We start from the raw sequence: 19,899 nt of genomic DNA on the forward strand, positions 1-19,899 counted from the left end.
AAAGGTGAAAGGGGGTGGTGAGGGTGCTTACTTGGAATTCATGCCGAGGGCGCCGATGCCCTGCATGAAGTGCCGCTGCGCGAAGAAGAAGAGCAGCAGGGGAGGCAGCATGTACAGCAGATTGGTGGCCATGAAGAGGTTGTACTGAGACGTCGCCTGACCGGCGCTGTCACTGACGAAGCCCGCCATTCCCAGGGACAGGGTGAAACGGCTGGGGCTCTGGATGTACACCAGCGGATTGAGGTAGTCGTTCCAGGACAGCTGGAAGGACAGGATCGCTATCGTGATCCACACGGGCCGGGTCAGCGGAACCATGATCGACCAGAAGATCCGAAAATGGCCGGCGCCGTCGATCTTGGCCGCCTCGTCCAGCGAGAAGGGAATGGACAGGAAGTACTGGCGAGCGAGAAAGACGAAGATCGGAGCGGCGAGGAACGACGGCAGGATCAGGGGGACCCAGGTGTCGATCAGGCCGAGGTCGATCCACAGGCGCTGCAGCGGGATCAGCCCGACGATCTGCGGCATGAAGATGCTCGCCGTGAAGGCGTAGAACCAGAACTTGCGGCCGCGGAACTTGATGCGGGCGAGCCCGTAGGCCACGACCATCGAGCTGAGCACCGAACCGACCGTCGACAGCACCGTGATCACGACCGTGTTGAGCAGCAGCCGGTAGAAGTGGACGACCTTGGGGCCCTCGACGAAATTGGACCACTGGAACTCATGCGGAAGGAACTGCGGCGGTATCCGGTTGACGTCCGGCCCGCTCTTCAGGGCGATCGCGAGCATCCACACCAACGGCAGCAGCATCGAGACGCTGAGCACCGCGCACAGCAGGTACCAGGAGATCCGCGAGGCGCGCAGCGGCACCCGCATCGCCAGGCTCCCCGGTCCGGTTCGCGTCGTCATCGGTCGTCCTCCCCGGCGTAGACCCAGATCGAGGAGAACCGCAGGGTGACCACGGTGACCGCCATGACGATCAGGAACAGCACCCAGACCTCGGCGGTCGCGTACCCCAGCTGAGGCGTGTTCAGGTAGTTGTAGAACCCGTCGAAGTAGACCTTGTACATCAGCACGTCCGTGGTCGTTCCGGGCCCGCCCTTGGTGAGGATGGCGATCTGGTTGAAGGTCTGGAACGCCATGTTCATCTGCAGGACGACCTGGAGGAGCAGGATCGGTGTGATCATCGGCAGGGTGATGCGGAAGAAGCTGCGGATCGGCCCCGCGCCGTCGACCTGCGCCGCCTCGTACAGCTCCTTCGGCACGGCCTGAAGCCCGGCCAGGAAGATCATCATGGTGCTGCCGATGCCCCACAGCCCGACGATCACCACGGCCGGCATCGCCATGCGGGTGCTGCCCACCCACATGCTCGTCGGCAGATGCAGCGTCTTGAGCAGCTGGTTGGCCAGGCCGTACTGCGGGTCGTAGACGTACTTCCACAGCGCCACCACCGCGACCGAGGGCAGCACCACCGGCAGGTAGAAGATGGTCCGGAAGATCCGCACGCCGCGCAGGGCCCGGTTGACCAGCACCGCCAGCGCCAGCCCCGCCACCAGGGAGGCCGGCACGCTCATGACGACGAACAGCGCCGTCGCGCGTACCGACGGCCAGAACGTCGGGTCGTGGCCCAGCAGGTATCGGAAGTTCTTCCAGCCGGTCCACGTGGCCGGGGTCAGGCCGTTCCAGTCGGTGAACGCGTGGTAGGCCGAGGTGACCAGCGGATAGACCACCAGCAGGCCCAGCCCGACGATGGCGGGCAGGATGAACAGGTGGCCGGTGAGGAACTCGCGTAGCGACCCGCGCCGTCGACGGGCCCGCGCGCGGGCGCTCCGCTCGACGCCCGCGGCCGGAGCGATCTCGGTCGCCGTCACGGCCGCTCCCCCAGGGCCGGGCCGACGTGACCGGCCGACCGGACCAGGCGCGCGGCGCCGATCCGGGCGTCGGCCATGCCGTAGAAGCACAGCAGCCCGGTCTCGTGCGGCAGCAGCGCCGTCGGGAAGACCACGTCGGCCACGGTGCCGACGCGCTCGTGCTCCGACTCCGGCGACAGCAACGGCTCCTTGCTGCGCGCGATGACGAACCCCGGGTCCTCGGCGTCCAGCAGTGCCGCACCGGCCTGGTAGGTCTGGCCGCCGTCGCCGGCCGGGCCGACGCCGTGGTAGACGAGCAGCCAGCCGTCCTGGACGCGGATCGGCGGCGGTCCCGCTCCGATCTTCGTCCGCTCCCACGGCTGCTCGGGCTTCATGATCTCCCGGTGGCCGGACAGCACCGTCAGCATGCGCGGGTCGGCGCGCGCCGCCGCCAGGTCGATGTAGGACAGCCAGATCGACAGGCCCTCGCCGTCGTGACCCGCCGGGGTGTAGCGTCCGAGCCGGTCGCCGTCGAGCGCCTCGCCCCACATCGGCCGGTGCAGCACGGCGAGCGCGGGCCGTCCGTCCGGCCCGGGGACCGGCTCCGGGAGGATGACGACGTCCTTGTTGTAGACCAGGTTCAGCTCGACGTCCGCCTCGTCGTCGTACACGTAGACGAGCGGGCCGAGCCGGCGCCAGGCGATCAGGTCGGCCGAGACCGCGACGGCGGTACGCGGTCCGAGCGGCCCGTACGCCACGTACGTCATGAGCCAGCGGTCCAGCGCGTCGATCCGGGTCACTCTCGGGTCCTCCACCCCGGCGTGGTCGCTCGCCCGCTCCCAGCTCCGGTCCGGCTTGAGGATCAGCCCCTCCCGGCGTACGCCGGACGGGACGCCGTCGGCGAAGGTCACCGTGGCCCGGGAGATCCGCGACACGTTGCCCTCGGCCACGATCCGGGGGAACAGCACGACGTCGCCGTCCGGTGTGACGGCGCCGCCGGGGTTGAGAGTGCCCTCGACCTCGTCCGGGTCGTCGGGGTCGGGGCTCATCACCACGCCCAGCCGCTCGAAGCGGTACGGGAAAAAACTCATCCCACTGCCACCGCCTCGGGCTTGGCCAGGGAGTTCGCGAACTCCAGGTGCAGTTCACGCAGGTAGCCCATGCCGTTCTCGTGTCCGTTGTACGGCCAGACCTGGATGCGCTTGGACCCGCCGTAGGCGTTGTGCGCCGCGAACACGCTCGACGGCGGGCAGACGGTGTCCATCAGGCCCACGGAGAAGAAGCCCGGCGCCGTGGCACGGCTCGCGAAGTGCACCCCGTCGTGGTAGGCGATGGTCCGCTCGGCCCGCTCCAGCTTGCCGCGCTGCACCCGCAGGTACTCGCGCAACTCCGAGTAGGGCGCGTCGTCGGTGATGGTGGAGCACCGCATGATGTCGCACAGGAACGGCGCGTCGCTGATCATGCCGATGACGTCCGAGCGCAGCCCGGCCACCGCGAGCGCGATCCCGCCGCCCTGGCTGCCGCCGGCCACGATGACGCGGTCCGGGTCGACGCCGTCGAACCGCCGCACCGCGTCGACGGCGCGCACCGAGTCGGTGAAGACCCGCCGGTAGTAGTAGTCGCGTGGGTCCTCGATGCCCCGGGTCACCAGGCCGCTGGACTGGGGCGCGCCGGTGCAGCCCAGGTCGGGAGTGTCGGCGCCGACCTGGCCCCGGCAGTCGACCAGCAGGTGGGCGTAGCCGGCCGCGCTCCACATCAGCGACTCGCTCGGGCGCCCGCGCCCGCCGGTGTAGCCCAGGTACTCCACGACGGCGGGCAGCGGCCGGACGCCGTTTCGCGGCACCATCAGCCAGGCGGCGATGCGCTGTCCCGCGTACCCGCCGAACGAGACGTCGTAGACGTCGATGGTGGACAACCGGGTGGACATCGGCTCGAACCGCGCGTCGAGCGGATGCGCCGCGGCCTCGGCGAGCGTCTCGGACCAGAACGCGTCGAAGTCGTCGGGCGCCACGGCGGCGGAACGGAATTCGTACAACTCCTGAAGTGGCAGGTCGAACTGCACGGAGACTCCCCTCTCTGGGACTGATCCAGATGACAGGGGCGGTGTCGCATGCGTCCCGTGAATCCCATGTGTCACTGATGTGTCCCGCGCGTTACACGCTCGCATACGACGACTGCCAATGTCAACGTTGACATTTTGGTTCGAGACCGAGGTACCGCGACCGGGGTCAGGGACCGCTTTCCAAGCGCAGGCGCACCGTGACGATCTCGAACGGGCGCAGGGTGATCCGCACCCCGTCGCCGTCGGACTCCGCCGGGCCGGCGTCCCGTTCGAGCAGGTCCACCAGGCGTGCGTCACGCACCCTCTCGGTGGTCGACAGCAGCACCCGGGCGCGGTCGCCCAGCGGTTCGTACAGCCGGACGACGAGGTCGCCCGAGCGGTCGTCGGCCAGCTTCACCGCCTCCACCACCGCCGGGCCGTCCGCCGTCACCAGCGGCGCGACGTCATCGCCGCCGACGACCGTCCGGGGCGGCAGGTTGATGCGGTATCCCTCGCGTACCGCGGCGGAGACGTCGGCACCGCACACCAGGGCGTACCGGAAGACGTGCGTCCCCTGGTCGGCGTGGGGATCGGGGAACTGCTGCGTGCGCGCCAGCGACAGGGCCAGCACCGTCGTCGTGCCGCCGTCCGAGCGGACGTGCCGGGTCGCGTCGTAGCCGTACGTCGCGTCGTTGACCAGCGCCACGCCGTAGCTCGGCTCTCCGACGTGCACGAACCGGTGCGCGTACACCTCGAACTTCGCCGTCTCCCAGGACGTGTTGCGGTGCAGGGGTCTGCGCACGTGACCGAACTGGATCTCCGCGGCGACGTCGTCCGCGCGGACGTCCAGCGGGAACACGGCCTTGCACAGCCGTTGCGGCACGTGCCAGTCGACCGTGGTCTCGAACTCGACCCGGGGCGCGCCGGCCGGCAGCCGTACGCGCTGCGTGAAGCGGCAACCGTCGTGGGAGCGGACCACGGTGACCGCCGGGACGCCGTCGGCGTCCGGCGCGAGACCGACGCTGTCGGCGTCGCGAAGGTCGAGCGCGGCGGCGCGGTAGTGCTCGTCGACGTCCCACGCGTCCGCGCCCACCGGGTGGTCGGCGTGCAGGCGCAGCAGGCCGGCCGCCGCACCGGCCGGCACCAGCTCCCGGCCCGCGACCAGGTCGTACACGGAGACGACGTTGCCGCGCGGGTCGATCTCCACGCGGACCAGGTCGTTGTTCAGCACGATCCCGCCGTCGTCGGCGCGCCGCGCGTGGGGGACCGCCGCCTCCACGGCCGCCGCCGCGCCCAGCGCCGGCACGCCGTCGCGGGCGTGCGGCGCGGCGTTGAACACCAGCGTGCGCCGCCCCTGACCGGCCAGTGCGGCCATGGCCGCGTGCGCCAGCTCCTCGATCCGCCTCTCCAGCACCGCGTAGCGCTGCGTCGCCTCGCGGTAGACCCAGGCGATCGACGAGCCGGGAAGGATGTCGTGGAACTGGTACAGCAGCACCTCTTTCCACAGGGCGTCCAACTCGTCGTACGGGTAGCCGGCCAGGCCCCGGACCGCCGCGGTGGCGCACCAGAGCTCCGCCTCTCGCAGCAGGTGCTCGCAGCGCCGGTTGCCCCGCTTGACGTCCGCCTGAGTCGTGTAGGTGCCGCGATGCACCTCCAGGTACAGCTCGCCGGCCCAGACCGGCGCGTCGTCCGCCTCGGCCTCCGCCGCGGCGAAGAAGCCGGCCGGCGTGCCGATCCGCACGCGCGGCAGCCCTTCCAGGTCCTCCAGCCGCTCGGCGTGCTCCAGCATCTCCCGGGTCGGGCCGCCTCCGCCGTCGCCCCAGCCGAACGGGACCAGCGACCGGCTGGTGCGCCCGTCGTCGGCGCAGCGCTCCCGCGCTCCGGCGAGGTCCGTCGCGGACAGGTCGCTGTTGTAGGTGTCCACGGGCGGGAAGTGGGCCAGGACCCGGCTGCCGTCGAGGCCCTCCCACCAGAACGTGGTGTGCGGGAACCGGTTGGTCTGGTTCCACGACAGCTTCTGGGACAGGAACCGGGTCGCCCCGGCGAGCCGGAAGATCTGCGGCAGCGCCGCCGAGTACCCGAACGAGTCGGGCAGCCAGATCTCGTCGGACTCGACGCCGTACTCGGCGAGGAAGAAGCGCTTGCCGTGCACCAGCTGGCGCACCATCGCCTCACCGCCGGGCAGGTTGGCGTCCGACTCGACCCACATGCCTCCCACCGGCAGGACCGCGCCGTCGGCCACCGCCGCCCGCAGCCGCTCGAACAGCGCCGGATGGTGTTCCTTCAGCCAGGCGTGCTGCTGCGCCTGGGAGAAGGCGAAGACGAGCTCCGGGTGCGAGGCGCGCAGCGCGGTGACGTTCGCGACGGTACGGGCGACCTTGCGCACCGTCTCCCGGATCGGCCACAGCCAGGCCGAGTCGATGTGCGCGTGCCCGACCGCGGTCACCCGGTGCTCGGTCGGCGCCGCCGGGCTGCGCAGGATCTCGGCGAGCATTCCCCGGGCGGTGCGCGCCGACCAGGTGCCGGTCAGCTCGGACCGGTCCAGGTGGTCCATCATCGCGGTCAGCGCCCGCACCACCGCGTACCGGCGCGGCTCGGTCGGGCCCAGCACGTCCAGCAGGCCGTCGAGCACCTCGACGTCGGCGACCAGCGCGCGGACCTCCTCGTCGACCACGGCGACCTCCGCGCCGCCGAAGCGGTACAGCGGCTCACGCCCGGCCGTGCGCACGTCGCCCAGGTCGGTCGGCGCCCACGGGTACGGCTGGTGGATCGTCGGGTTCGCCGCCGCCTCGACTAGGAAGTCCACCCGTGTGCCGGCCGCCAGCGGCGCGGCCGCCACGCCGACGCCACCGGGCCCGCCCGGGTCGATCGGGACGTACCGGTTGAGCGGGTGGACGCCCTTGAGCGGCGTGCCGTCCGGGGAGTACACCAGGCCCTCGGCGGTGAACCCGGGGCCGACGCCGGTGAACCCCAGGTCCACCACCGCCTCGGCGCGCCGGCCGGCCCACGCGGCGGGCAGCGTCGCCGTGCAGCGCAGCCAGGTCGTCCCCCACGGCGGGCCCCATCGCTCGCCCGCGCCGAACGGCTCGTAGCCGGCGCCCAGCGCGGTCGCGACGTCGACCGGCTCGCCGGGCGCGTGCCAGGCGGTCACCGTCAGCGGCACGCCCTCGCCGTACCGGGCCGGCCGGAGCCGCCGCTCCAGTACCCGGTGCAGCCGTCCCCGGACGAGGTCCTCACTCATCGTCGCCTCCCGCGGCGAACCGCAGCGTCACGATCTCGAACGGCCGGAGCTCCAGCACGACCGGGTCGCCCGCCGCGAACGACCGGCCGCCCGGGCGTGGATCCTCCAGCAGGTCGGTCTCGACCGCCGCTCCGGGCGTTCGCACGGACACGGTGGCCCGCGCCCGCGCGCCGAGCGACTCGTACAACCGGACGATCAGGTCGCCGGACCGGTCGTCGGCCAGCTTCACCGCCTCGACCACGACCGCCGGATCGTCCACCACGACCTCGGGCTCGACCGGCCCCGCGCCGCGCAGGGTCCGCCGCGGCAGGTTCCTCCGGTAGCCGGCCCGGACCGCCGCGCCGAGATCGGCACCGCACACCAGCCCGTACCCGAAGCGGTGAACGCCCTGGTCGGTGTCCGGGTCCGGATAGCGGGGGGCGCGCAGCAGGGACAGGCGGACCGTCGAGTACGTCGCGCCGCCGGGGTGGGCGGTACGCGTGATGTCGTGGCCGTAGACGGAGTCGTTGACCACCGCGGCGCCGTACCCCGGCTCTCCCACGTGCACGAACCGGTGGGCGCACACCTCGAAGCGGGCCGCGTCCCAGGTGGTGTTGGCGTGGGTGGGCCGGGTCAGGTGGCCGTACTGGATCTCCGCCGTGGCGCGGTCGGTGTGCACGTCGATCGGGACGGCGACCTTGAGGAACCGCTCACGCTCGTGCCAGTCCACCTCCACGCCGAACTCGACCGTACGGCTGCCGGGCGCGAGCGCGATCGTCTGCACCGCCGACGACGAACCGAACGACCGGCGTACCCGCACCACCGCGCCCTCGACGTCCAGCGACTCCACGCCGGTCAGGTCCTCGACGCGGTTGCGGTAGAACTCGTCGACGTTCCAGGCGTCGAAGCCGTTGGGCCGGTCGGGGTGGAGCTGGAGCAGGTTCACCGCCGTACCCGCGGGCACGATCTCCCGCCCGGCGGTCAGGTCGAGCACGGACGTGACCAGCCCGCGCCCGTCGACGCTCACCCGCACCAGGCCGTTGTCGAGCACGATCCGGTCCGGCTCCCGACTCACCGCGACCGGCGCGCCGTCATCGCCGGCCTCGGCGGCGCCGAGCGCCGGGACTCCGGCCCAGGCGTGCGGCGTCGCGTTGAAGGTGAGCTCCCGGTCGCCGGTCCCGGCGAGCGCGCGCTGTGCCGCGTCGCGCAGGGACTCCAGCTCCCCGATCACACGCCGGTACGTCTCGCGGGCCTCGCGGTGCACCCAGGCGATCGACGAGCCGGGCAGGATGTCGTGGAACTGATGGAGCAGCACCGTGCGCCAGAGCCGCTCCAGCTCCTCGTACGGGTACGCGGCCAGCCCCCGGCGTGCCGCCGTCGCCGCCCACAGCTCGACCTCGCGCAGCAGGTGCTCCGAGCGCCGGTTGCCCTGCTTCATCAGCGCCTGTGACGTGTAGGTGCCCCGGTGCGACTCCAGGTACAGCTCCCCCACCCAGACGGGCGCGTCGGGGTACTCGGCGTGCGCGGCGGTGAAGAACTCGGCCGGGGTCCGCACCTCCACCCTGGGCGAGCCGGCCAGGTCGGCCTGGCGCAGCGCGCGCTCCATCATCTCGGCGGTGGGGCCGCCCCCGCCGTCGCCGTGCCCGAACGCCACCAGGGAACGCTCGGTGGCGCCGGACTCGGTGAACCGGTCGGCCGCGAAGGCCAGGTCGGCCGGGGTCAGCTCGGCGTTGTAGTTCTCCACCGGCGGGTAGTGCGCGAAGATCCGGGTGCCGTCGATCCCCTCCCACCAGAAGGTGTTGTGCGGGAAGCGGTTGACCTCGTTGTAGGCCAGCTTCTGGGTCAGGAACCACTGCGTTCCGGCGAGCGTGGCGATCTGCGGCAGCGCGGCGGTGAAGCCGAACGAGTCCGGCAGCCACACCTCGCGGCACGTGACCCCGAACTCCTCCCGGAAGAACCGCTGTCCCTGCGTGAACTGGCGGGCGAGCGCCTCACCGCCGGGCATGTTGGTGTCCGACTCCACCCACATGCCACCGACGGGCACGAACGTGCCGGCCGCCACCGCCGCGCGGATCCGGGCGAACAGCTCGGGGTGGGCGTCCCGGATCCACGCGTACTGCTGGGCCTGTGAGCAGGCGAAACGCAGCTCGGGGTACCGCTCGGCGAGGGCCGTCACGTTGGCGAACGTCCGGGCGCACTTGCGGACGGTCTCCCGGATCGGCCACAGCCACGCGGAGTCGATGTGCGCGTGGCCGACCGCCGAGATCCGGTGCGCGCCGTGGTCGGCCGGGGCCGCGAGCAGCGGCTTGAGCGTCTCACGGGCCCGCGCCGCGCCGTCGGCGACCTCGCCGGTGTCGAGCTCGTCGAGCATGTGGGCCAGCACTCGCAGGATCTCCCGGCCGCGCGCGGAGTTCTCCGGGAGCGCCCGCGCCAGCCCGAGCAGCACCTCGACGTCGTGGCCGAGCGCCCGTACGGTCTCGTCGGTGCGGGCCAGCTCCAGCGCGGTCAGGACGTAGAGCGGCTCGCGCGGCGCCGTGCGCACGTCACCGAGGTCGGTGGGCCGGAACGCCCGCTCGATCACGGGCGGGTTCGCCGCCGCCTCCAGGTAGTAGTCGACGATCTCGCCCCCGGCGGCCCGCGCGGCGATGAGCAGTTCGGTGTTGTCCGGCTCGATGCCCTTCACCGGGACGCCGTCCGGGCGGTAGATGAGCCCTTCGGCCTGGAAGCCCGGACCGCCGGAGAACCCGAGGTCGGCGCGCAGCACCACGTGGCCTCCGGCCCACTCGGCGGGCACCCGCCCGGTCACGTGGAACCAGCTGGTGCCCCAGGGTGGGCCCCACCGCTCGCCGGCACGGGCCGGGCGGAACTCTCCGGCGATCGCCTCCCGGGCCGGGACCGGCTCACCGGGCAGATGGTTGACGGTGACCTCCAGCGGCACGCCGGCGCACAGGACGGCCGGCCGGATCCGCTCGCGCAGCGCCCGCTCGACCCGCTCCTGAGTACGCATGCTGCTGTCGTGCACGCTCGCACTTCCCTTCGCTACACCACGGTCGACGAGCCGGACGGCACGGTGCGGCGGGCCTCTCGGCGAAGCACGACGACGTGGGATCGAGCGGCGTTACGGCAGAGCCCGCAGCCGGTCCGGCATGTCGAACGTGGCACAGCCCCGCGAGTAATGTCAACGTTGACATTTTCACAGGGCCGCGACGCCCGGCGGCGACACAGGAGATCGACGGCCGCATCACCGGCCGGCACGACCGGGCGGTACGGGCGGCGCGTACGTGCGAGCCTGCGGCGTACGTGCGAGCGGCGTACGTGCGAGCGGCGTGCGTGCGAGCGAGCGGCGTGCGCGGGCCGCGCGTACGGGCTATGGCCGCTCAGGCCCGGTGCGTACGGGCTGTGGGCGCTCAGGCCCGGCGCGGACGGAGGGGGGCGAAGGCCGGCTGGTCGTGCACGACCAGTTTCGCCCGGACGGTGGTCTGCGTCGGCGGGCGGTCCCGGTCGGCCAGCCGGCGGAACAGCAGCTCCGCGCCGGCGCTGCCGACCCGGAACGGGTCGCTGTCGACCACGGAGATCCCGAGTTGCGGCGCGAGGTCGAAGTGGTCGAAACCGACCACCTCCGGGTGGCACGCGGCGTAGCTCGGCGACTGGAGAATGCCCACGGTCATCCGGTTGTTGTCCGCGAACAACGCGGTGGGCGGGTCGGGGAGATCGAGGAGCTCGGTCACCGCGCGCGCCGCGTCGGCCTCGGTGGTCAGGCCCCGGCGGACCAGGGCGGCGTCGGCCTCGATGCCCGCGTTGCGCAGCGCCTGGCAGTAGCCGAGCCACCGTTTGGGCGCGCCGTAGCCCTGCGGCGGGTGGCCGATGTACCCGATGCGCCGGTGCCCCCGCCCGATCAGGTGCGCGACGGCGTGCCGGGTGCTCGCCGTGTTGGTGGTGATGACGGCGTCGGCGGTGAGGCCGAGCGGCGCGGAGTCGATGAACACGATGGCCGACCCGAACTCCGCCTCCTGGGCGAGGAAGCTGAAATCGGTGCCCGTCGGAGCAATGATCAGACCGGCGACCCGCTGGGCCAGGATGGTCTGGATCGACTCGCGCTCCACCGTGCCGTCGCCCTCGGCGTCCGCGCTGATCACGAGGTGACCGTGCTGAGCGGCGACCGCATGGATGCCGCGCAACATGGGCGGGAAGAACGGGTTGCCGAGATCGCCGAGCACCACGCCGATGGTCTTCATCGTCTGCCCGGTGCTGCGCAGCCCGGCGGCGATGTCGTTGCGGCGGAAGCCGAGCCGCGCGGCCTCGGCCAGCACGCGTTCACGGGTCGACTGGCGCACGTTCGGCGCACCGGACAGAGCACGCGAGACCGTCTTGATCGTGACGCCGGTCGCGGCCGCGATGTCCTGCATCCGCGGCCTCGGCGCGGGTCCCGACCTGGCCCCGCCCTCCGCGCCGTCCCCGCTGCTCACCCCTGCGATCCTCCCCCGCGGCGGGCCGGTGCTCGCGCACCCGGCGCCACGACTCGCCGGTACCGCTGTCGAGTCGCATCCTATGCCGGACCCCCGAGCCCCCACGCACGGTCGAAAGTCGTCCCGGACGCCCCCGCGATCCGGGATCGCCGACGCTAGCGGTCTCGTTCGGGACGGGTCCCGGAACCCGCGTGCCATCCTTTCCGCATTCTGTTCGCGGAGGTCGATGTGAGCGATGGACAGCCGATCCCGGGCGGCCGGAGGCTCTCGGCGGGGCACGCCAGCCTGGCCCTCGGCGTGCCGCCGTCGGCACCGGGTCTGATCTACGCCCTCGCCGTCGGCGGAGGCATCGTGGTCCGGCCGCAGGAGGGCCGCACCATCACCTTCGGGCGCAACCGTCCGAAGGTGCACCTTTGCATCGGTGAGAACGACCGGCGGATCAGCCGCCATCACGGCCTGCTGACCTGCCGCGACCACACCTGGTGGGTGCGGACCACGGGGCGGCTGCCCGTCCGGTTCCCCGACTCACGGCTGCTGTTCGCCGGGGACGACTCCGTGCCGCTGGCCGAGGGGTACACGCCGTTGTTCGTGCGCGGTTCGAGCGGCCGGGAGCATCTGCTCGAGCTGTACGTGACGGGGCCGGACGAGCAGCGATCGACGTCCCGGCACTCCGACTCCACCCAGCCGCCGCGGACCTGGCGGCTCTCGGCCACCGAGCGGCTCGTGCTCGTCACCCTCGCCCAGCGGTATCTGCTGCATGAGTCGCACCCCCAGCCGCTGACGTGGCAGCAGGCCGGCGAACACCTCGACGACCTCCAGCCCGACGCCGGCTGGACGGCCAAGAAGGTCGAACACAGGGTCGCGGCGGTCCGTGCCCGGCTGGCCAAGGGCGGAGTGCGCGGGCTCACCCGGGAGGAGGTCGGCGAGCCCGTCGGCAACGCGCTGAACCAGAACCTGATCCGTGAGCTGCTGGAGAGCACCACCCTCGTCCCTCCGGACCTCGCCCTGCTGGACGTGCCCGGCGACGGCTGACACGGACACACGGCCGTACGGCACGGAAGGATTCCCGGCACCGCCGGCGTCCGCCGACTCCTCGCGGCCTACGCCGGGCCGGGGTCGTCGAGCAGGGCCAGGTGCGCCTTGACGAGCGTCGCCGTGACCAGCAGCTCGATGATGAGGTGGTGATTGACGGAGTTCCCCGCGCCCGGGCGGAGGTCGTCCTCGCGGATGCCGCACACTCCCCTGGCGCTCAGCCGCAGGCGTACCTTGCGGACCTCGTGGGCCGCCTGCCGCCAGGTCCAGCCCTTCTCCGGCTGCACGCGCCTCAGCTCGTCCTCGACCTCGGCCCAGGTCAGCGGCTGGGGCGCGCGATCCTGCCGCAGGTAGCGCTGGGCCAGACAGACGAGGACCAGGCGCTCCCGATCGTTCAGGTTCCAGGCGGTCGGGAGCGTCTTGGCCTGGTAACTCGTCGCCGGGACCGGCGCGGTGCGGGCCGCGACGCGGACCTCCAGCAGATGCTCGTAGTCGGGCGCGACGATGAACAGCGGCGAGTATCCGGACGGCAGCTCCTCCCGCTGCCCGCTGACCACCAGCCGTGCCCCGGGGAACCGGATGGGCAGCTTGCCGACGTTGTGCAGGACCCAGCGCGAGTCCTCGCGCGTGATGCGTCCGTGCAGCCGGCTGACGCGCGTGTCGTCGGCGCCGACGCAGACGTGGACGTCCGGCTCGCAGCGCCCGAAGTGAAGCTCGAACCGGGCGTCCGGCTCGACGCTCATCCCGCCGTACAGCCCGCGGACGAACAGCGTGCCCGGCGGGGCCGGCGGAAGCCCGTGGGCGAGGCTGCCGAACTCCTCCGGCAGAATGTTGACCTTGTGCGACAGTCGCGGCATCGCCATCGGCATGGGTGCTCTCCTTCTCCCGCCCCAGGCTAACCTCCGGCCTTCGGGAGGGGTCCCGAACGCCCGGCGACGCAGGTCAGAGCGCTGGCTCCCGGCCTGGAGCCGAACCGGGGCCGGCCGGTGGCCGATGAGGGACACCGGTTTGACGGCGGTTCGACATCTTGGTAAAAGTCCGTTCAGTACCCGTCTGCCCTAAACGAGCTTTTCGGGCAGGCCAAGACGGCGAGGTCACCCCTCCTGCCTGACCAGACCGGAGGTTGGTACCGCACGATGCCCGAACTCGACCTTGTCATCGCCGGCGGAAGCGTGCTGGACGGCACCGGCACGGCGGCCGCGGCGGCCGACATCGGCGTCGAAGGCGACCGGATCACCGCCGTCGCGCCTCCCGGAGCCCTGTCCGGCGCCGACACGCTGGACGCGACCGGCCACGTGGTGACGCCCGGCTTCATCGATCTCCACTCCCACGCCGACTTCTCCCTGCCGGCACACCCCGGTGCGGACACCTGCCTCTACCAGGGCGTCACGACGCTCGTCGGCGGCAACTGCGGCTTCTCCCCGTTCCCGGTCGTGGACCCGGAGAAGCTGCGCCGGGCGGCGGCGTTCATGGGCCGCGAGGAGCTGGCCTGGGACTGGACCGGCTTCCGCGGCTACGCCGACTCCGTCGAGGGCACCGCCCCGGCCGTCAACCTCGTGGCCCAGGTCGGGCTGAACGCCCTGCGCATCGCCGCCATCGGCAACGACGAGCGGGCGGCGTCGCCGGACGAGCTCGCGACGATGCGCCGCCTGATCGAGCAGGCCGCCGATGAGGGCGTGGCGGGCTTTTCCACCGGCCTCATCTACGCCCCCGGGAGCTACGCGCCGCCGCGGGAGGTGACCGAGCTGGCGCGCACCGCGGCGCGGCTCGGCCTGCTGTACTCCACCCACATGCGCAACGAGGCCGACCGGCTGGTCGAGGCCGTCACCGAGGCGCTGACCACGGCGCGCGAGTCCGGCGTGCGCCTGGAGATCTCCCACCTCAAGGCGATGGGGCGCGAGAACCACGGGAAGGTGCACGAGGCGCTGCGGCTGATCGACGAGGCCCGCGCGGACGGTGTCGACGTCACCGCCGACGTCTACCCCTACACCGCCTCCTCCACGACCCTGACCTCACGCCTGCCGGGCTGGGCCCTGGACGGCGGCGTGGACCGGCTGCTGGACCGGCTCGCCGACAAGGAGGTCCGGCGCCGGATCGCCGCCGAGGCGCGGATCGACCCGGACGCCATCGTCCTCGCGCAACTGCCGCCCGGCCCGTACGCGGCCTGGGTCGGACGGAGCCTGGCCGAGCTCGGCGCCGAACTCGGCCTGAGCGGCGCCGAGACCGCCCTGGAGGTGCTGGCCGCGCACAACGGCTCGGCCGGCATCGTCAACCACGCGATGGCCGAGGACGACGTGCGCGCGGTGCTGTCCCACCCGCACGTCAGCGTCGCCAGCGACGGATGGACCCTCCGCCCCTCCGGTACGGGCCGGCCGCACCCGCGCAGCTTCGGCACGTTCGCCCGCGTGCTCGGGCGGTACGCCGGCGACGGGCGGCCGCTCACGCTCGCCGACGCCGTACGGAAGATGACCTCGCTGCCCGCGTCGCGGGCCGGCCTGGCCGACCGCGGCCGGATCCGCGAGGGGATGGCGGCCGACCTGGTCGTCCTCGATCCCGGCACCGTACGGGACACCTCCACCTTCGACGACCCCTGGAACCTGGCGACGGGCGTGCGCCACGTCGTCGTGAACGGCGCCCCGGCGCTGCGTGACGCGGCCCTGACCGGAAACCGTCCCGGACGCGTGCTCCGGCGACCCAGCCCCTGAGGAGCACCCCCGATGAGTACGACCACCTCCGCGGAGAACAAGGCCGCCCCCGAGAGCCGCTTCCGGCGCCTGCCGATGATCGCCACCGGCGGCTTCGCGGTCGCGCTGGTGATCGGCATCGTGATCGCCGTGTCCGGCGGCAAGGCCGGGCTGTGGGGGCTGATTCCGATCTTCCTCTACGCGATCCTCGCGCTCCTCGGCGTGGACGTGGTCATCGCGACCGCCGGCGCGCTCATCGTCGCCGCGGTGATGACCCGGACCGGCCCGATCCCGCTCGGCGCCCAGATGGCGACCTCGCTCGGGTCGCTGGTCGCGGTCATCGGCGTGATCATCCTGCTCGGCTCGGCGCTCGGGCAGGTGACGCAGGAGACGGGCGCGGCACAGGCGCTGATCAAATTCGTGATGGGCCGGATCGGGCTGAACACGCGCACGCGCGTCCAGATCGGCATCATGGTCTCCTCGCTCATCATCGTGGGCGCGCTGGGCACGCTGGCCGGCGGCAACGCGATCCTGGCGCCGATCATCATCCCGATCGCGGCGCGAACCGGCTGGCGTCCGCCGGCGGTGGCGGCGATGCTGCACGCGGCCGGCGCGGCGGGCCTGATGACCGGCCCGTTCACCCCGCCCGTGGTGACGATCATGGCGGCGACGCGGCTCAGTTACAGCGGCTACCTGCTCCACGCGGGCCTGCCGGTCGCGGCCGTGACGATCGTGACGGGCTTCTTCATGGCGCACTGGATCCAGCGCCACACCGACCAGGAGTACACCGCCGCCGACGCGGCCGACACCACCGCCGAGACCGAACGCCCGGGCGCCCGCCGCGCCGCGCTGGCCCTGGCGATCGTGCTGCTCGCGCTGGCGATCTACGGCATCGCCGAGAAGGCCACGTACTCCTACGCCCTGGTCGTCATGGTCGTCACGGCCATCGCGACCGGGCTGGCCGGCGGGCTGGCGCCCAAGAGGATCCTGGACGCGATGTACACCGGCGCGGCACGGCTGATCTGGCTGTTCCTGCTGTTCTGGCTGCTCGACCCGATGCTCACACTGATCGGGAAGACCGGCGCCTTCGACGCGGTCTTCGCCGACCTGAAGCCGGTGCTGTCCCATGCCGGGCCGTGGGTGTTCCTGATGCTGATCGTCTTCCTCGGCTACCTCCACGCGGTACCGGGCGCCGCCGTGGCCCAGGTGGTGCTGGTCAACAAGCTGTTCGGTCCGATAGCCGCCGCGCTCGGCATCGCGCCCGGCGTGTGGGCGGTGGCGATGCTCGGCGTCTCACAGATCGACCAGCTGGGACCGCTGCCCGGCGCCGACATGATCGGGCAGATGGGTCTGGCGCGCTCGTCCAGCCTTCGCATGATGCTGTTCAACGGCTGGGCCATCATCGTCACCAACACGGCGCTCTTCGCCGTACTCTTCCTGGTTCTGACATGAGTCTGCGCGAGGCGCTGGGCGCACTGGTCGAGCGGGCCGAGGCGGCGGGCGGCCGGGCCGCCGTCGTCGTACGCCCGCTCCACGGCGACGACGACGAGGCGATCGCGGTCGCGGCGGACCATCGGTTCACCGCGGCGTCGTTGATCAAGCTGCCGATCCTGGCCGCCGCGCTCGACTCGGGCCTGCCGTTCGACGAGCGGCTCCCCGTACGGCCCGCGGTGCCGGGTTCGGGCGTGCTGGCCCACCTGGCCGACGTCGGCGACATGAGCGTCCGCGACCTGCTCACCCTGATGGTCGCCGTCAGCGACAACACGGCGACGAACGTGCTCATCGACCGGATCGGCCGAGAGCGGGTCAACGACTGGTGCGCGGGCCACGGCCTGACCGCCACCGTGCTGGCCCGGCGCCTGATGGACCTGGAGGCGCGCGCCCGTGGCCTGGACAACCTGACGAGCGCCGCCGACGTCGCGTCGGTGCTGTCCCGGCTGGCGGACTCGCCGTTCGCGGTACGGGCGCTGGAGGCGCAGCAGTTCAACGACCGGCTGCCGCGCCACCTGCCGCCCGGGTTCCGCCTCGCGCACAAGACGGGCGAGCTGACCGGCGTCCGCCACGACGCCGGTATCGTCTACCCGCCCGCCGGCCCGCCGGTGGTCGTCGCGATGCTGACCGAGGGGACCACCGACGGCGCCGGCCACATCGCCGAGTGCGGCCGCCTGGTCTTCTCCGCCCTCGCCGGGTCGTGAGGTGCGAGGCGGCCCCGAAGGTAAAGGCGGCCTAACCCCGCGCTGAGGAGGCTCTGACCCACGCTCTCCTACTGTGGCGGCACTGACTCGCCAGGGGGGAGCCGAGCATGTCCACCCGTGCCTTCTCGTCCGGCAGGCCCGACCGCGCGGAGCATGATCCGCGGGTGCGCCGATGGGGCTGACCGGCGCCGGTTTCGTCGCGTCGCTGATGATCGTCGCGCTGGCCGCGGTGGCCGCCTGCGTACGGCTTCTGCCGAGGTACTCCGGCCCGGGCCGCCGGCAGGTGGCGGCGCGAACGGGGCTCGTGGCAGGCGGCCAGGCCGCGCTGCTGCTGGCGTTGCTCGTGCTGATCAACTCCGGCATGCAGTTCTACTCGTCCTGGCGTGACCTGTTCGGGATGTCGGCGGGCACGGTGCGGATCGCCGACCGGAACCCCGAGCCCGCGCCCGTCGCGGTGCCCTCGGCGAGGCCGTCGCACAACGCCCTCACCCGCCGGCTGCCGGCCGGTGACGGGCGGCTGGACGTTCTCGACGTGCACGGCCCGCGGTCCGGGATCTCCGCCCACGTGTACGTGTACGTACCGCCGCAGTATGCGCGTGACGGTCGCCGGGCGTTCCCCGCCGCGCTGCTCCTCGCCCCCGCGCGCGACGCGATCGTGGGGCAACGCGTGCCGGAACTGGCCGCGCGGGAGATCGCCGCCGGGCGGCTGCGGCCGATGCTGCTCGTCATCGCGCCGGTCGGTCCCGGGTGCGTGGACGCGCCCGGCCACGCGCAGGGCGAGACGTTCTTCAGCCAGGATCTGCTCGACGCGGTCGGGGCGGCGTACCACGTGAGCGGTGAGCCGAGCGGCTGGTCGGTGGCCGGGGCGCGGGGATCGGCGGCCTACTGCGCGGCGCTTCTCGCGATGCGGCACTCCGACCGGTTCGGTTCGGCCGTCTTCACCGCCTCCGCGCTCGCCCCTCCGGCGGGCGACCTGTACGGCGGCAGCCGGGCCATCCGCGACGAGTACGACCCGCGCTGGCGGCTCCGGCACCGGCCGCCCCCGCCGATCAGCGTCGGCGTCGTCGCCGACGACGGGTTCGTCTCCGCGGCCCGGCCGCCGATGCACGCCGAACCGCTGCCCTCGGCCGCCTGGCAGAACCCGCCCACCGTGCTGCGCTGGCTGGGCGCCCACCTCGCCTCCGGGAGCCAGGCATGAGGCTCACGGGTGTCCCCCTGCAGATCACGGTCGTCGCCGTCGCGCTGATCGCGATCGTCGCGACGGTGCGGCTCGCGCCGCGGGTGGCGGGTGGACGGCTCGCCGACGTGCTCGCCCGGCTCGGCCTCGTCCTCGGCTGCCAGCTCTGCGTGATCCTGGCCGTACTGGACCTGGTGAACGCCTCCTTCGACTTCTACGGCTCGTGGGGCGACCTCGTGGGCGTGCGCGCCAGGACCCAGAACCCCGGCGTGCCCTCGGCGCACGCCCCGGCCGGGAAACGGAGCGCGCTGGTCACCCCCGACCCGGCCGCTCCGCGGTACCGGCTGCCCGCCGGGCAGGGACGCATCGACTCCGTCGTCATCCACGGGACGCGCACGCTGATCAGCGAGCCGGCGTTCGTCTACCTGCCACCGCAGTACCTCACGCCGGCGGACCGGACGCGCTTCCCGGTGATCGTGGCCTTCACCGGCTACCCGGGCGACGCCCAGAACCTGATCACCCACCTGCGCCTGCCGACGACGGTCGCGCAGGAGATCGCCGCGGGCCGGATGCCGCCGACGATCGTCGTCATGCTCCGCCCGACGGTCGCACCGCCCCGCGACACCGAGTGCACCGACGTGCCGCACGGCCCCCAGGCCGAGACGTTCTTCGCCCAGGACGTGCCGGCCGCGCTCGCCTCGGCGTACCGGACCGCCGACCACGCGACCGGCTGGGGCGCGATGGGCGACTCCACCGGGGGCTACTGCGCGGCCAAGCTCGCGATGCGGCACTCCGACCGGTACGCGGTCGGCGTCTCCCTCGCGGGCTACTACCACGCGCTCCAGGACTTCACCACCGGGGATCTCTACGGCCGCAGCCGGGCGTACCGCGACGAGAACGACCTGCTCTGGCGGCTCCGGCACCTGCCCTCTCCCCCGGTCAGCCTGCTGCTGACCACCAGCCGCGTGGGCGAGAAGGACTACGCGCAGACCCGGCGGTTCCTCGCGCTGGCTCGCCCGCCGATGCGCGTCGCCTCCATCACTCTTCCGTTCGGCGGCCATCACTTCAGCACGTGGCGGCGCGAGCTGCCGCCGGCGCTGCGGTGGCTCGGCGCCCGGCTGGCGGGCGGAACGAAGACCGGTTCCTTCACCGGAAGGCCGCCGGGCCCGGGGAGAAGTACCGCCCCCGGGCCCGGCGGCCGATCTCTCAGCGCCGGGAGACGGTGACCGTGATTCCG

14 protein-coding genes are annotated in these 19,899 nt (G+C 72.6%); 6 read left to right on the top strand and 8 right to left on the bottom strand.

From position 1 onward, the window contains the following. Positions 1 to 27 precede the first annotated feature (27 nt). The 7 genes from OG417_RS32705 to OG417_RS32735 all read right to left on the bottom strand — a co-directional run bounded on the left by OG417_RS32705 (position 28) and on the right by OG417_RS32735 (position 11,574). A complete protein-coding gene (locus OG417_RS32705; protein ID WP_329236710.1) occupies positions 28 to 906 on the bottom strand; it encodes a carbohydrate ABC transporter permease in 879 nt (292 codons plus the stop codon). Next, positions 903 to 1,868 (bottom strand): carbohydrate ABC transporter permease, encoded by a 966-nt coding sequence (locus OG417_RS32710; RefSeq protein ID WP_329236713.1) that lies wholly within the window; start codon positions 1,866 to 1,868, stop codon positions 903 to 905. Before OG417_RS32710 ends, OG417_RS32705 begins: the two co-directional genes overlap by 4 nt. Next, a complete protein-coding gene (locus OG417_RS32715; RefSeq protein ID WP_329236715.1) occupies positions 1,865 to 2,938 on the bottom strand; it encodes a glycoside hydrolase family 130 protein in 1,074 nt (357 codons plus the stop codon). The genes OG417_RS32710 and OG417_RS32715 overlap by 4 nt, the downstream gene beginning before the upstream one ends. After that, on the bottom strand, positions 2,935 to 3,909 hold the full coding sequence (locus OG417_RS32720; RefSeq protein ID WP_329236717.1) for an acetylxylan esterase: 975 nt from the start codon (positions 3,907 to 3,909) through the stop codon (positions 2,935 to 2,937). The genes OG417_RS32715 and OG417_RS32720 overlap by 4 nt, the downstream gene beginning before the upstream one ends. Before the next feature lie 166 nt (positions 3,910 to 4,075). Continuing rightward, complete coding sequence (locus OG417_RS32725) at positions 4,076 to 7,129, bottom strand: alpha-mannosidase (protein WP_329236719.1); 3,054 nt, start codon at positions 7,127 to 7,129, stop codon at positions 4,076 to 4,078. Next, positions 7,122 to 10,115 (bottom strand): alpha-mannosidase, encoded by a 2,994-nt coding sequence (locus tag OG417_RS32730; RefSeq protein ID WP_329236722.1) that lies wholly within the window; start codon positions 10,113 to 10,115, stop codon positions 7,122 to 7,124. The genes OG417_RS32725 and OG417_RS32730 overlap by 8 nt, the downstream gene beginning before the upstream one ends. A 400-nt stretch (positions 10,116 to 10,515) precedes the next feature. Beyond that, entirely contained in the window at positions 10,516 to 11,574 is a 1,059-nt protein-coding gene (locus OG417_RS32735) for a LacI family DNA-binding transcriptional regulator (RefSeq protein WP_329236723.1), read from the bottom strand. A 228-nt stretch (positions 11,575 to 11,802) separates the two neighbouring features. Here OG417_RS32735 and OG417_RS32740 point away from each other — a divergent pair, with 228 nt between their 5' ends. Further along, a complete protein-coding gene (locus OG417_RS32740; RefSeq protein ID WP_329236725.1) occupies positions 11,803 to 12,606 on the top strand; it encodes a hypothetical protein in 804 nt (267 codons plus the stop codon). A gap of 68 nt (positions 12,607 to 12,674) precedes the next feature. Here the strand turns inward: OG417_RS32740 and OG417_RS32745 are convergent, their stop codons facing one another. Further along, on the bottom strand, positions 12,675 to 13,475 hold the full coding sequence (locus OG417_RS32745) for a hypothetical protein (RefSeq protein WP_329236727.1): 801 nt from the start codon (positions 13,473 to 13,475) through the stop codon (positions 12,675 to 12,677). 267 nt (positions 13,476 to 13,742) lie between these two features. On the opposite strand from OG417_RS32745, the gene OG417_RS32750 reads away from it, so the two are divergent. The 5 genes from OG417_RS32750 to OG417_RS32770 all read left to right on the top strand — a co-directional run bounded on the left by OG417_RS32750 (position 13,743) and on the right by OG417_RS32770 (position 19,888). Continuing rightward, positions 13,743 to 15,311, top strand: coding sequence for an N-acyl-D-amino-acid deacylase family protein (locus OG417_RS32750; RefSeq protein ID WP_329236729.1), 1,569 nt, complete (start codon positions 13,743 to 13,745; stop codon positions 15,309 to 15,311). Positions 15,312 to 15,323: 12 nt separating this feature from the next. Further along, on the top strand, positions 15,324 to 16,742 hold the full coding sequence (locus OG417_RS32755; RefSeq protein WP_329236731.1) for a TRAP transporter large permease subunit: 1,419 nt from the start codon (positions 15,324 to 15,326) through the stop codon (positions 16,740 to 16,742). Further along, entirely contained in the window at positions 16,739 to 17,485 is a 747-nt protein-coding gene (locus OG417_RS32760; protein ID WP_329236733.1) for a serine hydrolase, read from the top strand. Before OG417_RS32755 ends, OG417_RS32760 begins: the two co-directional genes overlap by 4 nt. A 172-nt stretch (positions 17,486 to 17,657) precedes the next feature. Continuing rightward, positions 17,658 to 18,683, top strand: coding sequence for an alpha/beta hydrolase (locus OG417_RS32765; RefSeq protein ID WP_329236735.1), 1,026 nt, complete (start codon positions 17,658 to 17,660; stop codon positions 18,681 to 18,683). Beyond that, a complete protein-coding gene (locus OG417_RS32770; RefSeq protein ID WP_329236737.1) occupies positions 18,680 to 19,888 on the top strand; it encodes an alpha/beta hydrolase in 1,209 nt (402 codons plus the stop codon). The genes OG417_RS32765 and OG417_RS32770 overlap by 4 nt, the downstream gene beginning before the upstream one ends. Positions 19,889 to 19,899: the final 11 nt, after the last annotated feature.

The sequence above is a fragment of the Actinoallomurus sp. NBC_01490 genome (genome assembly GCF_036227085.1).
Classification (GTDB): domain Bacteria; phylum Actinomycetota; class Actinomycetes; order Streptosporangiales; family Streptosporangiaceae; genus Actinoallomurus; species Actinoallomurus oryzae.

Excerpts from the sequence above, each read along its gene's own strand:
- OG417_RS32705 (WP_329236710.1), bottom strand. The coding sequence starts at position 906 with ATGACGACGCGAACCGGACCGGGGAGCCTGGCGATGCGGGTGCCGCTG.
- OG417_RS32715 (WP_329236715.1), bottom strand. The coding sequence starts at position 2,938 with ATGAGTTTTTTCCCGTACCGCTTCGAGCGGCTGGGCGTGGTGATGAGC.
- OG417_RS32725 (WP_329236719.1), bottom strand. The coding sequence starts at position 7,129 with ATGAGTGAGGACCTCGTCCGGGGACGGCTGCACCGGGTACTGGAGCGG.
- OG417_RS32730 (WP_329236722.1), bottom strand. The coding sequence starts at position 10,115 with ATGCGTACTCAGGAGCGGGTCGAGCGGGCGCTGCGCGAGCGGATCCGG.
- OG417_RS32745 (WP_329236727.1), bottom strand. The coding sequence starts at position 13,475 with ATGCCGATGGCGATGCCGCGACTGTCGCACAAGGTCAACATTCTGCCG.
- OG417_RS32750 (WP_329236729.1), top strand. The coding sequence starts at position 13,743 with ATGCCCGAACTCGACCTTGTCATCGCCGGCGGAAGCGTGCTGGACGGC.
- OG417_RS32755 (WP_329236731.1), top strand. The coding sequence starts at position 15,324 with ATGAGTACGACCACCTCCGCGGAGAACAAGGCCGCCCCCGAGAGCCGC.
- OG417_RS32760 (WP_329236733.1), top strand. The coding sequence starts at position 16,739 with ATGAGTCTGCGCGAGGCGCTGGGCGCACTGGTCGAGCGGGCCGAGGCG.
- OG417_RS32765 (WP_329236735.1), top strand. The coding sequence starts at position 17,658 with ATGGGGCTGACCGGCGCCGGTTTCGTCGCGTCGCTGATGATCGTCGCG.
- OG417_RS32770 (WP_329236737.1), top strand. The coding sequence starts at position 18,680 with ATGAGGCTCACGGGTGTCCCCCTGCAGATCACGGTCGTCGCCGTCGCG.